Annotated in this window: 12 protein-coding genes and 1 tRNA gene; 8 read left to right on the forward strand and 5 right to left on the reverse strand. The window is 70.6% G+C overall.

The features are described from left to right. The first annotated feature begins 6 nt into the window (after positions 1 to 6). Genes nadD through CQ044_RS04990 form a run of 5 tightly spaced genes read left to right on the forward strand, consistent with a single transcriptional unit; the run spans position 7 to position 5,750 of the window. On the forward strand, positions 7 to 603 hold the full coding sequence (gene nadD, locus CQ044_RS04970) for a nicotinate-nucleotide adenylyltransferase (protein ID WP_045272564.1): 597 nt from the start codon (positions 7 to 9) through the stop codon (positions 601 to 603). Then, a complete protein-coding gene (locus tag CQ044_RS04975) occupies positions 600 to 2,090 on the forward strand; it encodes a hypothetical protein (RefSeq protein WP_105687269.1) in 1,491 nt (496 codons plus the stop codon). The genes nadD and CQ044_RS04975 overlap by 4 nt, the downstream gene beginning before the upstream one ends. Beyond that, the gene (rsfS, locus tag CQ044_RS04980) at positions 2,087 to 2,476 is read left to right on the forward strand and encodes a ribosome silencing factor (RefSeq protein ID WP_045272566.1); all 390 of its coding nucleotides are present in this window, start codon (positions 2,087 to 2,089) and stop codon (positions 2,474 to 2,476) included. The genes CQ044_RS04975 and rsfS overlap by 4 nt, the downstream gene beginning before the upstream one ends. A 38-nt stretch (positions 2,477 to 2,514) precedes the next feature. Continuing rightward, a complete protein-coding gene (fdhD, locus tag CQ044_RS04985) occupies positions 2,515 to 3,399 on the forward strand; it encodes a formate dehydrogenase accessory sulfurtransferase FdhD (RefSeq protein WP_105687271.1) in 885 nt (294 codons plus the stop codon). Next, complete coding sequence (locus CQ044_RS04990; protein WP_219844921.1) at positions 3,396 to 5,750, forward strand: FdhF/YdeP family oxidoreductase; 2,355 nt, start codon at positions 3,396 to 3,398, stop codon at positions 5,748 to 5,750. The genes fdhD and CQ044_RS04990 overlap by 4 nt, the downstream gene beginning before the upstream one ends. A 27-nt stretch (positions 5,751 to 5,777) precedes the next feature. On the opposite strand, the gene CQ044_RS04995 is transcribed toward CQ044_RS04990, so the two are convergent. The 5 genes from CQ044_RS04995 to CQ044_RS05015 form a co-directional block, all read right to left on the reverse strand. Beyond that, entirely contained in the window at positions 5,778 to 6,320 is a 543-nt protein-coding gene (locus tag CQ044_RS04995) for an NUDIX hydrolase (RefSeq protein ID WP_105687273.1), read from the reverse strand. Between the two features lie 44 nt (positions 6,321 to 6,364). Next, positions 6,365 to 7,624, reverse strand: coding sequence for a diaminopimelate decarboxylase (gene lysA / locus CQ044_RS05000; protein ID WP_105687274.1), 1,260 nt, complete (start codon positions 7,622 to 7,624; stop codon positions 6,365 to 6,367). Between the two features lie 101 nt (positions 7,625 to 7,725). Further along, positions 7,726 to 8,631, reverse strand: a complete 906-nt coding sequence (locus CQ044_RS05005) for a universal stress protein (RefSeq protein WP_105687276.1) — start codon at positions 8,629 to 8,631, stop codon at positions 7,726 to 7,728. Then, entirely contained in the window at positions 8,628 to 10,127 is a 1,500-nt protein-coding gene (locus CQ044_RS05010) for an amino acid permease (protein WP_105687278.1), read from the reverse strand. Before CQ044_RS05010 ends, CQ044_RS05005 begins: the two co-directional genes overlap by 4 nt. 62 nt (positions 10,128 to 10,189) lie before the next feature. Then, positions 10,190 to 11,746, reverse strand: coding sequence for an aminotransferase class I/II-fold pyridoxal phosphate-dependent enzyme (locus CQ044_RS05015; RefSeq protein ID WP_105687279.1), 1,557 nt, complete (start codon positions 11,744 to 11,746; stop codon positions 10,190 to 10,192). A gap of 120 nt (positions 11,747 to 11,866) precedes the next feature. Here CQ044_RS05015 and CQ044_RS05020 point away from each other — a divergent pair, with 120 nt between their 5' ends. From CQ044_RS05020 to CQ044_RS05030, 3 genes are all read left to right on the forward strand, one after another. After that, positions 11,867 to 12,793, forward strand: a complete 927-nt coding sequence (locus CQ044_RS05020; protein ID WP_105687281.1) for a LysR family transcriptional regulator — start codon at positions 11,867 to 11,869, stop codon at positions 12,791 to 12,793. 113 nt (positions 12,794 to 12,906) lie between these two features. Then, positions 12,907 to 12,979 (forward strand) — tRNA-Ala (locus CQ044_RS05025). Between the two features lie 110 nt (positions 12,980 to 13,089). Next, positions 13,090 to 13,632 (forward strand): hypothetical protein, encoded by a 543-nt coding sequence (locus CQ044_RS05030; protein WP_146116736.1) that lies wholly within the window; start codon positions 13,090 to 13,092, stop codon positions 13,630 to 13,632. Positions 13,633 to 13,695: the final 63 nt, after the last annotated feature.

Raw genomic sequence — 13,695 nt, forward strand, 5'->3', positions numbered from 1 at the left:
GATCCGATGACGACCACTCCTGCGCCGCGGATCGGCGTGATGGGCGGAACTTTCGACCCCATCCATCACGGTCACCTCGTCGCCGCCAGCGAAGTGGCGCACTCGTTCGGACTGGACGAGGTCGTCTTCGTGCCCACGGGTCAGCCGTGGCAGAAGAGCGACGTGTCGGACAGCGAGCACCGCTATCTGATGACGGTCATCGCGACGGCCTCGAACCCGTCGTTCACCGTCAGCCGCGTGGACATCGACCGTGAGGGCCCGACCTACACGATCGACACGCTGCGGGATCTGAAGACCCAGCGCCCCGATGCGGAGTTCTTCTTCATCACCGGCGCAGACGCCGTGGCGCAGATTCTCAGCTGGAGGGATCATGATGAACTGTGGGATCTGGCCCACTTCGTCGCGGTTTCCCGACCAGGTCACGTGCTGAGCACGGACGGTCTGCCCAGCGACGACGTCAGCCAACTCGAAGTCCCCGCCCTCGCGATCTCGTCGACCGATTGCCGATCCCGCGTCCGCGAGGGGGATCCCGTCTGGTACCTCGTGCCGGACGGTGTGGTCCAGTACATCGCGAAGCATCACCTCTATCGGAGCACGTCATGAGCACATCGGATCAGCACGCGAACATTGCTGATCAGTCAGCCGGCAGCACCCAACTCACCCGCAAGCAGCTGCGGGAGGTGCGCCTCACCGGATCGACCCCGATCGTCACTCCGGAGGAGGCCGAAGCATCGCGCTTGCAGAGCGTTGCGGCGACTGCGGCGGACGCGCCGGTGGCGGAGCCCGTTCTCGAGGCCCCCGTTGCGGAGCCCGTCGCCGAGGCACCTGTCATCGAGGCCCCTGTCGCTGAGCCTGCTGCACCGGCCGCGCCGGCGGACGTCGACCCCCAGGACTCCGCCGAGGGCGAAGAGCCGCTCACTCGTCGCCAGAAGCGCGAGCAGGAGCGGCTCCGCACCGGTGCGCTGCCGGTGTCCGATCCGTCAGCCCAGGGTGCTCCGAACACGCCTGCCCTCGCACCCGAACCCGTTGCGGCCCCTGCCACGGCGGCCCCCTCGTTCGCCCCGCCGGTGGTCCCGGCCGCGGCGCCTGTCGCCCCCGAGCCCGCGCCGGCCGTGCCCGCGGCGCCCGCGGCGTCCGAGATGATCACCGACGTTCCGCGGCCCAGCTACCCGAGCCGTCGCCAGTCGTTCGAATCCACCGCGCCCGCGTCTGCCCCTGAGTCCGACGAGCAGGACGGCGTCGACGACGCCGAACAGGGCGTCGCCCCGGTCTCGGTCTCCTCGGTCATGCGCGCCGAGGAGGAGACCGGACGCACGTGGCAGGCGGATCCCGTCGCCGCCGCGCCCCAGTCGGTCGAGGGCACGCGGTCCTCCCGTCCGGCCGATACGTCTTCCGCCTCGCTGCTGCCCGCGGTCCCCGTCGCGGGCCCGACGCCCGCGCCGGACTCCGACCCGGTGAGCCTGCCCTTCTCGTCCGAGCAGACGGCGCTCTGGTCGGCGGACTCCGCCCCCGAGGCTCCGCAGGCGCCTGCCGCACCCGCGGAGGCCGCGCCGCGCCCCGTACCGCAGACCGCGCCCGCCGCGGGTTCCGCGTCCACGGTCAACGCCGGTTTCGGCCAGCGCGTGCTCGCCGAGCAGGCGCGCACCCCGCAGGCCGACTCCTTCGACGCGCTGATCGGCGACTCCACGGGCTCGCACCACGCCGCACCGAACGCCCTGATCTTCCAGCAGGCGCCTGCTGGTCTGTCGCTGTCGGGTCCCGTCGCCTCCACCGGAGAGATCCTCGTCACCGGCAGCTACGACCTTCCTTCGGGCCTCGGCTCGCGCGGCCACGCCGACGGCGTCGCCGACGGCAAGGAGGTCGACGCCGTGCTCGTCGACGGCGAGCTCGCACCCGCGTCCTCGCCCACCCCGATCGCCGCCAGCGCGGCGATCGGCACGATCAAGCCCGCCGGCGAGGTCATCCGCCCGCCCGAGCCCGAAAAGGGCAACAAGCTCATGCTCGCTCTGACCATCACCGCCGGCGCTCTCGCCGTCGCCCTGGTCGGCGCGCTCATCGTCGCCATCACCACAGGAGCGTTCTCTTCATGATGCAGTCGCCGTCCGCCGCAGACATGCTGCAGATCGCCGCCGACGCGGCCCGTTCCAAGGGCGGAGAGGATCTGCTCGCGCTGAACGTGTCGGAGCCGCTGCCGCTCGTCGACATCTTCCTCCTCGTCACCGGCAACAGCGAGCGCAACGTCGCCGCGATCGCCGACGAGGTCGAGGACAAGATGATCGAGGCGGGCCACAAGCGCGTCCGTCGCGAGGGCCGCAGCGAGGCACGCTGGGTGCTGCTCGACTTCGGCGACCTCATCGTGCACGTCTTCCACGAGGAGGAGCGCACGTACTACGGTCTGGAGCGCCTCTGGAAGGACTGCCCTGTCGTGCCGATCGCCGAGCCCGCGCCGCTCGGCGTGCCCGCCGAGCGGGACTGATCCGGCGAGGATCCGCGATCCGCGAGTAGGGTCGAGCCGTGGGACGGATCACGACGCTGCGGCCGGTCACCCGGATCGCCCTGGGGGAGGGCGTGCATCGTCGCGCCGACACGCTCGCGGTCGAGGAACCGCTCGAGATCCGGATCGGCGGCGCGCCGCTCGCGGTCACGATGCGGACCCCCGGCCATGACGTCGAACTCGCGATCGGATTCCTCGTCTCGGAGGGCGTGATCTCGGAGAGGTCCGACTTCCGCGCCGCGATCCACTGCGGCGGTCCCGGCACCGGCGGCGCCGAGAACACCTACAACGTGCTCGACACGTCGCTCGCCCCCGGGGTGCGGCTGCCCGGCGCCGACGAGGCGCGCCGCTTCTACACGACCAGTTCATGCGGCGTGTGCGGCAAGGCCAGCATCGACGCGGTGCGGACGGTGTCGCACCACGACGTCGCACAGGACGACGTCGAGGTCGAGGCGGGATGGATCGCGGAGCTGCCGGACCGGCTCCGCGCGGAACAGGCCGCCTTCGACAAGACCGGGGGACTGCACGCCGCCGCCCTCTTCGACGCCGTCAGCGGCGAGCTGCTCGTGATCCGGGAGGACGTGGGCCGGCACAACGCCGTGGACAAGGTGGTCGGCTGGGCGCTCCAGGAGGGGCGGCTCCCGCTGCGCTCGACCGTGCTGCAGGTGTCGGGACGGGCGAGTTTCGAGCTCGTGCAGAAGGCCGTCATGGCGGGTATCCCGATCCTCTCGGCGGTCTCCGCGCCGTCCTCGCTGGCGGCGGAACTCGCCGAGCAGACCGGGCTGACGCTGATCGGCTTCGTGCGAGGACGATCCATGAACGTGTACGCGCATGCGCAGCGCGTGCTGATCGATGCGGCGACGCAGGGCGGGGAACCCGTGCGGGAAGGACAGGCAGAGCGATGAGCGACGACGTGGACGCGCGCGGAGGCACGGCCTTCGGGCTCATGCCGGACGAGCCCAGGCAGGGCGGCTACGGGCCGCGCACGACGGCGGCCTGGTCGCGGAAGCCCTACCATCACCCGGCCGCGGGCTGGGGCGCGGCGAAGTCGGTCGGTCAGGTGCTGCTGCGCGAGCGCGAGCCGATCGCGGGTTCCGGCGCGATGCTCATCATGAACCACGGCGTCTCGGGATACGACTGCCCCGGCTGCGCCTGGCCGGACGATCCGGGCAATCTGCGCCTGGACATCTGCGAGAACGGGATCAAGCACGTCACGTGGGAGATGACGCATAAGCGCGTCGACCGGCAGTTCTTCGCGTCGCACACGGTCGCCGAGCTGTCCTCATGGACGGACTTCGACCTCGAGGATCAGGGGCGCCTCACCGAGCCGATGAGCTACGATTCCGCGAGCGACCGGTACGTGCCGATCTCCTGGGACGACGCGTTCGCGCTCATCGGCGAAGAGCTGCAGGGTCTCGCCAGCCCAGACGAGGCCAGCTTCTACACCTCGGGACGCCTGAGCAACGAGGCGACGTTCCTGTATCAGCTCATGGTGCGCGAGTACGGCACCAACAACCTCCCGGACTGCTCGAACATGTGCCACGAGGCCTCGGGGCGTGCGCTGAAGGCCTCGCTCGCCACGGGCAAGGGAACCGCGGATCTGCGTGACTGGGACGAGTGCGACGCGCTCTTCGTGCTGGGCGTGAACGCCGCATCGAACGCCCCGCGCATGCTGACAGCGCTGTCTGATGCCGTCCGCCGCGGCGCGCAGGTGGTGCACGTCAACCCGCTCGTCGAGGTCGGGGCGACGAGGACGATCGTGCCGCACGACTTCGTCGACATGGCCCTGTTCAAGAGCACCGCCACCAGCACGATGAACCTGCAGGTGCGCCTCGGCGGCGATCTCGCGCTCATCCGCGGGATGGCGAAAGTCGTCTTCGAGGCGGCAGAGACGGATCCCACCGTCCTCGACACCGCATTCCTCCGCGCCTGCACGAACGGTCTCGAGGACTACCGTGCGCTGGTCGAGGCCACGCCCTGGACGGAGCTGGTGCGGCAGTCCGGCCTCAGCGAGGAGCGGATCCGCGAATCCGCGGCGGTCTACCTCGGCTCGGAGCGGACCGTGATCAGCTGGTGCCTCGGTGTGAGCCAGCATGAGCACGGGGTGGACACCGTGCGCGAGATCGTGAACCTGCTGCTGCTGCGCGGCAACATCGGGCGCCCGGGGACCGGGCCGTCGCCCGTGCGCGGGCACAGCAACGTGCAGGGCAACCGCACCTGCGGCATCGACCACCGCCCGCCTGCGTGGACGGATCGGCTCGCGGAGGTCTGCCGCATCGACCCGCCGCGCCATCCCGGCCTGGACACGGTCAAGACGATCCGCGGCATGCACGACGGAACGGTCAAGGTCTTCGTCGGCATGGGCGGCAACTTCGTGCTCGCCGCCCCCGACACGGCGTACACCGCCGAGGCGCTCACCCGCTGCCTGCTGACGGTGCAGGTCAGCACCAAGCTCAACCGCAGCCACCTCGTCCACGGCGAGAAGGCGCTGATCCTGCCCTGCCTCGGACGCACCGAGCGCGACCAGCAGCAGGCCGGTCCGCAGGGCGTCACGGTCGAGGACGCGATGAGCATGGTGCACCTCTCGGTGGGACGCAAGCGGCCGGCCTCGGCCTACCTGCGCTCTGAGCCCGCGATCATCGCCGGGATCGCGAAGGCCACCCTGCCGGCGTCGCAGACGCCATGGGACGACTACATCGCGGACTACGACCGGATCAGGGACGTGATGGCGCAGGTCCTCCCCGGCTTCGAGGGCTTCAACGACCTGATCCGCAACCGTCACGGCTTCCGCATCCCGCAGCCGGCCCGCGAGCGCGTGTTCGAGACGGAGTCCGGGCAGGCCGAGTTCTCGCACGCGCCGCTGCCCGATGTGATCCCCGCGTCCGCCGAGACGCTGGTGCTGCAGACCATGCGCTCGCACGACCAGTGGAACACGACGATCTACTCGAGCAACGACCGCTATCGCGGCGTGAAGAACCTGCGCGAGCTGATCTTCCTGCACGAGGACGACATGCGTTCGAGGGGGATCGCTGAGGGGGATCTCGTCGACATCCGGTCGACCTCGAAGGACGGATCCACCCGTGTCGTGCGCTCCTTCCGCGCGGTGCCCTACGACCTCCCGCAGGGCTGCGCGGCCGGCTACATGCCGGAGTTGAACGTGCTGATCGGGCACGCCGACTTCAGCGCGCAGAGCGACCAGCCGCTCATGAAGAGCATTCAGGTCACCGTCACCCGGTCCGCGGCGCGCGCGGCCTGAGCGCCGCCGCGTTGCCGGGGGTCGTCCTCAGGCGTCCGCGAGCTGCAACGCCGCCTGTCGGACCGCGCGGAGGCGCTCTCCGAACCCGTGCGGCACCTCCGCGGGCAGGGCGTCGACCGGGAACCAGCGCACATCCTCGCTTTCGTCGCTGACGGCGATGGGCGCCGCGGGATCCGCGAGGGCCGCGAAGCCGATGTCCCAGTGCGCGGCGCAGGCGAAGCCTCCGTGCAGCGCATGCCGGTCGAGATCGAGGATCGCGGCCGAGAGCAGGCGCAGATCGCCGATCCCGGACTCCTCCCGCGCCTCCCGCTGCGCGGTCGCGGAGACCGACCGGTCCTGCGGCTCCACGTGCCCGCCGAACTGCACCCAGAACCGCCCCTTGCCGTGGAAGCACAGCAGCACCTGGGCGAAGTCGGGGGAGAACACGAAGCAGGATCCCGTGACGTGCTCCGCTCCGCCGTCGCGGCGCAGTGCGTCATCGTCGCCGGCGCGCACGAACTCGAGATAGGCGTCCCGCACGGGGGAGGGCGGCAGCGCGGTCAGGTCGCGGAGCAGGTCGTGATGGCGCATCCCGCCATTCTGCCGTGGGGTGAGCGGGCCCGTCGCCCTCGCGCTCAGAGGTCTCGGGCGAACAGGTCGTCCCAGGTCTCGCGGCGGATCACCGCCCTGGCCGCGCTATCGCGGACGAACACCACGGGCGGGCGGCGGTAGCCGTTGTAGTTGTTCGCCATGGTGTGCGTGTAGGCGCCCGTCGCGGGCACCGCGAGCAGGTCGCCGACGCGGACCTCGGGGAGGCGCAGGGGATCGATGAGGACGTCGCCGGACTCGCAGTGCCGACCGACCACGACCACGTCCTCCACGGCGTCCTCGTGCAGGCGCTGAGCGAGCGCGGCCTCGTAGCGCTGCTGGAAGAGCGCGACCTCGAGGTTGTCGCCCATCCCGCCGTCGACCGCCACGAACGTGCGGGCGTCGCGCTTCACCGTGGTCACGGTGTACAGGGTCAGCGCCGAGGCGTTCACCATGCTGCGTCCGGGCTCGATGATGATCTCGGCCTCGGCGGGGAGGTGCTCCGCCGCCGCGGCGAGCAGCGCCTCGATGTAGGCGTCGACCGAGGCGGGGTGCTCGTCGTACGTGTAGCGCGCTCCCAGCCCGCCGCCGAGGTCGTAGACGGGGAAGGTGCCGAGCGCGGCGAGGGGCGCGACCGCGGCGGCGAGCTCGGCCGGATCCATGATCTGCGAGCCGACGTGGGCGTGCACACCGCGCATCCGCAACCGCGGGCTCGCCTCGATCCGGGCGATGAGGGCCTTCGCGGCGGCCGCGGTGAGGCCGAACTTGGATCCCACCTGTCCCGTCTGCACGTGCGGATGCGTGGAGGACTCCACCTCGGGGATCACGCGCACGAGCACGTCCTGGTCGCGTCCCTCTGGCACCAGCTGCTCCAGGCGGTCCACGTCGTCGGCGTTGTCGACGACGACCAGGCCGACACCCGCGTCGACCGCGATCCGCAGCTCCTCGGTCGTCTTCGCGTTGCCGTGCATGACCAGCAGCGAGGGGTCGATGCCGGCGCGCAGCGCGCTGAGGATCTCACCTTCGCCCGCGACGTCCAGCCCGATGCCCTCCTCGACCATGACCCGCTGCACGGCCGTGGCCGGGAACGCCTTCGACGCGAACACCACGCGGGCGTTCGGCCGGCGCGAGGTCAGAGCAGTGCGGTACTCCTGCGCGCGGGCGCGCAGCGCGGCCTCGTCCACGATGATCGCCGGTGTGCCGAAGTCCCGGGCGAGATCGTCGACGCGGCATCCTCCGATCCGCAGGGTGCCGTCGGCATCGACCTCGGTGCCGACGGGGAGGAGCTCGAGCAGGGGGTGCGACATGGGGTTGGCCCTTCGTTCGGTTCGGAGTCTACGCAGGGGCCGCGGCTCGAGAGCCGCGGCCCCTGCCGTGCGGAGGATCGGGGATCCGCCGCACCCATGGGTCAGTCGAGGTCGGGGACCGCGGCGCCACGGGGCACCACGACCACCGGAACAGGGGAGTGGCGCACGACCTTCGCCGCATGCGAGCCCAGGAAGACCCGGGCGATCGGCCCGAGCGTGCTCGAGCCCACCACGAGCACCTCATCGGCGCGCCACTCGACCTGTGTCATCGCCGCATCCCAGTTATCGCCCACGCCGATCTCGGTGCCTGCGATCCGAGGCGCCTCCTCGAGTCGTGACACCTGAGCGAGCAGGCCGCTCGCCTGATGCGCGATGTCCTCGGCCCACTGCCGGGCGATGCGCTTCTCGGCGTCGAGACCCGCTCCCGAGGTCCCGGACTCCGGGGGGACGACGGCGAACGAGGCGATACGCAGATCGGCGCCCACCGCGGCGGCGACGCCGGCCGCGCCGAGCACGAGGTCGCCCGAGGAGTCGGTCCCGCGGAACGCCGCGGTCACACGGCCCACGCGGGCGTCCTCGGCGGCGCGGAAACCGCGGGGTGCGATCGCGACCGGCACGGGCGAGGCATGCAGCAGAGCGTCGCTCTCCGACCCCAGAGCGATCCGGCCGACGGGAGCGGCGGAGGACGAGCCGATCACGATGAGGGCGGCGCCGCGGTCGACCGCGAGCTCGGCGAGCCCGCGCCGTGCCGACGACGCCTCGTGCACGAGGTACTCCGCGCGGACGCTGCCGCCCAGCACGGCGGCGGCATGATCGAGCACGAGATTCGCGGTGTCGCGCGTGTAGCCGCGCCATTCCGCGTCGGCGCTGCCCGCGGCCAACGGCCACGTCTGCGGAAGCACCGTGGCGACCACGAGGTCGGTGTCGGCGGAGCGGGCCAGCATCGCTGCGAGATGCAGCACCGCCGTGGAGCGGTGCGCCGGATCCAGCCCGACGACGAGGCTCATGTCCGGTCCGCCTTGCGGCGGGCCTCGGCCGCCTCTCGTACGGCTCCGGTGCTGGGCTGCGCGACGTTGGTCGTGTACGGCGCCTCGGCCTCGATCACGGGGTGCCCGACCTGGAGCGCGGAGTGGCGACGGCCGTAGAACCAGTAGAAGACGAGGAAGACGGCGGTCCAGGCCAGGAACACCAGGATCGTGACCAGGCGCAGCTGGGTGATGATCGCGATGCAGCCGAGGATCGACAGGATCGGGATCGTCCAGCCCAGCGGGAGGCGGAAGCCCCGCTCCAGCTCGGGCTCGCGGACACGCAGGATGATCACGCCGAGGGACACCACCAGGAACGCCACGAGCGTGCCGATGCTCGTCATCTCCGCGAGGAAGTCGATCGGGACGACCGCCGCGAGGACGCCGGTGGCGATCATGACGATGACCGTGTTGGGGATCGGCGTCATCGTGCGCGGGTTGACCTTCGCGAAGACCCGCGGGATCATCCCGTCGCGGGACATCGCGAACAGGATGCGCGTCTGCCCGTACAGGCAGACCAGCGTCACAGAGAAGATCGAGATGATCGCCCCGATCGCGACGACGGTGCCGGGCCAGGTGGATCCGATGATGTTCTGCAGGATCGCGGCGAGGCCGGCGTCCTGGTTCTTGAACTTCTCAGGCGCCTGGGCGCCGAGCGCCGCGAGACAGGTGAGCACGTACAGCGTGATGATGATCCCGAGCGCGAACATGATCGCGAGCGGCAGGTTGCGCTTCGGGTTCTTCGCCTCGTCACCGGCGGTGGAGACCGCGTCGAGTCCGACGAACGAGAAGAAGATGATTCCGGCTCCGCCGACGACGCCCGCGAGGCCGGCGGGGGCGAAGTTGTGGAAATGGTCGGTGTTCCAGCCGGTGAACGCGACCGCGCAGAAGAACAGCACGACAGAGATCTTGATGACCACCATGATGCTGTTCACGAGCGTGGACTCGCGGGCGCCGCGCATGAGCAGCAGCGCGCAGAGCACGATCACGATCACGGCGGGGATGTTCACGATGCCGCCCTGCTCGGGCGCCTGAGACAGCTGGACCGGGATCTGCCAGCCGAACAGGTTCTGCAGCAGCTGGTTGACGTACTGGGACCACCCGACGGCGACCGCCGCGGTCGAGACGCCGTACTCCAGCAGCAGGCAGGCGCCGACCGCCATCGCGGTGCCCTCGCCGAGGGTCGCGTAGGCATAGGAATAGGTGGATCCCGACACCGGCACCGCACCGGCCATCTCCGCGTAGCAGAGCGCGGTGAGCCCGGCGACGACGCCGCCGATCACGAAGGACCAGATCACGGCGGGACCGGCGATCGGCACGGCCTGCGACAGGATGAAGAAGATGCCGGTGCCGAGCGTTCCGCCGACGCCGATCATGGTCAGCGAGAACAGGCCGATGCTCCGTTTCAGGTGCACCTCCCCGGTCGCGACCGGCGCGGTGGGTTTCCGGCGCAGCAACTGCTGGGCGATGGTGGGCATGGACCAATCTCCTTCGAATGGTGGGGCCGACCCGCGACGCGGTGCGCCGCGGGAACCTTTGTTCAGACTTCTCTCGTCACCCGGAAGCGCGACACCTGCGCGTCCACGGCACCGCGGACGTACCCGCTGGGGGACACCGCGACCGCCTGCAGGAACGCGACGGTCTCCGCCGTGATCTGCTCGCCGGGGATGACGTTCGGGATCCCGGGCGGATAGGCGGCGAGGGTGTCTGCGGAGATGCGGCCGACCGCTTCCGCGGCAGGCACGAGCTCGGTGGCGGAGAAGAATGCGTCGCGCGGCAGGATCCGCAGCGGTCCGGACGGCGGGAGCGCCGGGAAGCCGGCCGCGTCGCCCGCGGTGCGCTCGGCGTGAGCGTCCGCCGAGTCGACGGCGGCGACGAGCGCGCGGTGCGCGGTCGCGAGATCCGGCGTCGTTCCCGCGCCGATGAGGGCGACGAGGGAGGTGGCGGTGGACATCTCGAAGTAGATGCCGTCGCGCTCGATGAGTCGCTGACGCAGCCAGTGACCGCTCACGCCGGTGGCGGAGACGTCGATGGGAACCCGCAGCGGGTCAACGGCGACGATGTCCTCGAACGCATCGAAGCCGTCGCTGAGGACGGCGAAGCGCGGGTCCTCGCGCAGCGCGTCGCGGAACGACTCCGCTGCCGCGATCGACTGCCCGATGTGGTGCTCGCCCGTCATCAGAGAGTGGCGGGCGATGTCCAGCGACGCCTGCAGCAGCGCGGAGGACGAGGTCGAGGCGGTGAGCGTGACCGCGCGCTCGACCAGCGGCTCCAGACGATCGGCGAACGGGCCGTCCCCGAGGTGCAGCATCGCCGACTGGGTCAGGGAGCCGGCGAGTTTGTGCGTGCTCGAGACGACGAGGTCGGCGCCGAGTCGCGTGGGCGACTCCGGCAGATCGGGGTGGAACCCGAAGTGGGGGCCCCAGGCGCCGTCCACGATGAGCGGAGCGCCGTGCGCATGGGCGACCTCGGCGAGGCCGGCGATGTCGGCGACCGCGCCGAAGTAGCTGGGCGAGACGATGTACACGGCGCTCGCGGCGTGCCCGTCGCGCGCGGCGGAGGTCATCGCCTCGTCGAGGGCCGCCGGGGAGACGCCGTGGGCGATGCCGTGCCGGGCGTCGACCGAGGGCAGCACGAACGACGGGGTGAGTCCCGCGGTGAGGACGCCGTCGCTGAAGCTGGAGTGGGCGCTGCGCTGGGAGAGGATCCCCGGGCCGAGCCCGCGCACCGCGAGAGCGGCGACGCGGTTGGCCTGAGACGCGCCTCCGGTGAGGAACCAGGTGCGGCGTGCACCCCAGGCATCGGCGGCCAGGTCGAGCGCCTGGGAGAGCGGCGAGTCCTCGCCGAGATCGATGCGCTCCAGCAGCATGGGCACGTCGAGCTGCAGCACGCGCTCGCCGAGGAACTCCGCGAGCCGGGCGCTCAGTCCGCGGCCGGTGCCGCCGTGTCCCGGGACCATCAGCTGGATCGGCGCGCGCTCCGCGTGCCGCTCCAGAGCGTCGGCATACGGGGTCTCGCGGTGGCGGGGATCCACGATCGGCGAGCCGGACGATGCGGCGGGGGACGGGTCGAGGGTGAGGGACTCGGGGAACGGCATTGGTCCATGGTGCGACCTTTCGGGCGAAGGAGGAATCCCCGGAAATTCTCCTGCCCCACATATCCTGTATGTGACGGCATGCCAGCAACCGGTGTCTGCCGACATAGGAGGTTGGTTTCCATGCTCGATCTGCGTCAGCTGGAAGCGCTCCGCGCGGTGCATGCCGAGGGGTCGGTGACTGCGGCTGCGCGACGGCTGGGCTGGGGGCAGCCGACCGTCGATTACCACCTCAAGAACCTCGAGCGCCTCGTCGGCTCTCCCGTGCTGATCCGCTCGTCGCGGGGCAGCAGGCTCACCCCGGTCGGATCGCTGCTGCTGGAGCGGGCTCAGGAGATCCTGACCCTGGGCGAACGCGCGATCCGCGACGCGAGGGAGCTGACGTCGATGGGGCGGGTGCGACTGCGCTTCGGGACCTTCCCCACGGCGGCGGCGAAGATCCTGCCGTCGGTCGTGACGCGCGTCGACGATCTCGGCATCGAGATCGACGCGATGCTCGAGGAGGTGCCGACGCTCGTGGACCGGATCAACCGCGGAGGCCTGGATGCCGCGCTGGTCTATACCGTGCCGGGGTACGAGCTGCCGTTCCGTGCGCACGTCGCCACGAGGGAGGTGCACCGCGATCCGCTCCTGCTGGCGCTGCCCGTCGGGCATCCGCTCGCGACGCCGAGGCCCATCGACGTGCCGACGCTGCTCACGCTGTGGCAGGAGCGCTGGCTCTTCGCCGCAGCGGGGAACGATCCGATGGACACGATCGTGATCGACGCCTTCGCCGCCAGAGGGCACGCGCTCGACGTCGCGATCCGCACCGACGACTTCCAGGTGATGCTGGGGATGATCGCCGCCCGTCTCGCGGTGGGCCTGCTGCCGAGCCTCGCGGTCGGCGGATCCCATCCCGGGATCGTCCTGCGACCGATCGCGGATCCGTCGTTCGTGCGCTCCATCCTCGTGGCGACCTCGGCCGAGGGGTCGACGCGCGGGCCGTCCACCGCGGTCCGCCAGCTGGTGCTCGCGATCCGCGACGCCTTCAGCGCATTGCCGGCCGCGTGACCAGGGGAGGGGATGACACGCCCGGCGGCGCGTATCAGGCGTCACGATTGGCGTAGTGAGACGGCCATGTTGTAGGCTGAATGAGTTGTCGCGGGAAGCCGCGAACAGCGTCTGGGCCTGTGGCGCAGCTGGTAGCGCACCTGCATGGCATGCAGGGGGTCAGGGGTTCGAGTCCCCTCAGGTCCACGAAAAACCCCTGGTCACCCAGGGGTTTTCGTGTATTCGGATGGGGTGGGAAACACTCTGTTCCCGAGATGCGACGCACGCTACTGAACGCGCTGCGTTCGCGGGTCTCAGTGCCGCTCGCCATCGGGCCGAGATTCCGCGAGCTGTGGGATCGTGGACGGATGCGATCGATAAACATGGGTCAGAGGGCGATCGCGGTCGCGCTCGCGAGCGTGCTGCTGTGCGGAGCGGCGACAGGCTGCTCCGTCATCGCCTCGGAGATCGACCACCGCGCCGGTGAAACGACCGGCTATGGGAGCATCGCTGAGGCTGTCGTGGCCGCGTCTCCCAGAGTGCTGGCAGTGGAAGACCTCGGAAAATCGCTCAACGGGTTCGCTTACCGGCTCGACCTGTCGCTCGTCACAGATAGCGGAGAACCGTTCTCCGCAGACGAACTCGATGCGGTCGTCGAAGCGATCTGGGGTGCGGTGCCGTGGGAGCCGAACGCGATTGAGATCACGGCCGGAGCGGACACGACCGACGGTCACGAAGTGGTCGATCTGAGGGCGGCGGCGGACGACCTCGCTCCACTGGGCGTGACGAATGCGGGGACAGGGGGCGTCGGCCTCACGGGCATGACCGAACGCTACGGCGAGTGGACTGGACCTCAGTGAGACTCTGACCTCGCTACCGCGTGTGCCGACTACGCGAAGACTCGGCCGGCCACTGCGCAGGCG

It is taken from the genome of Microbacterium sp. MYb64, from assembly GCF_002979495.1.
In the GTDB taxonomy this organism is placed as follows: Bacteria; Actinomycetota; Actinomycetes; order Actinomycetales; family Microbacteriaceae; genus Microbacterium; species Microbacterium azadirachtae_A.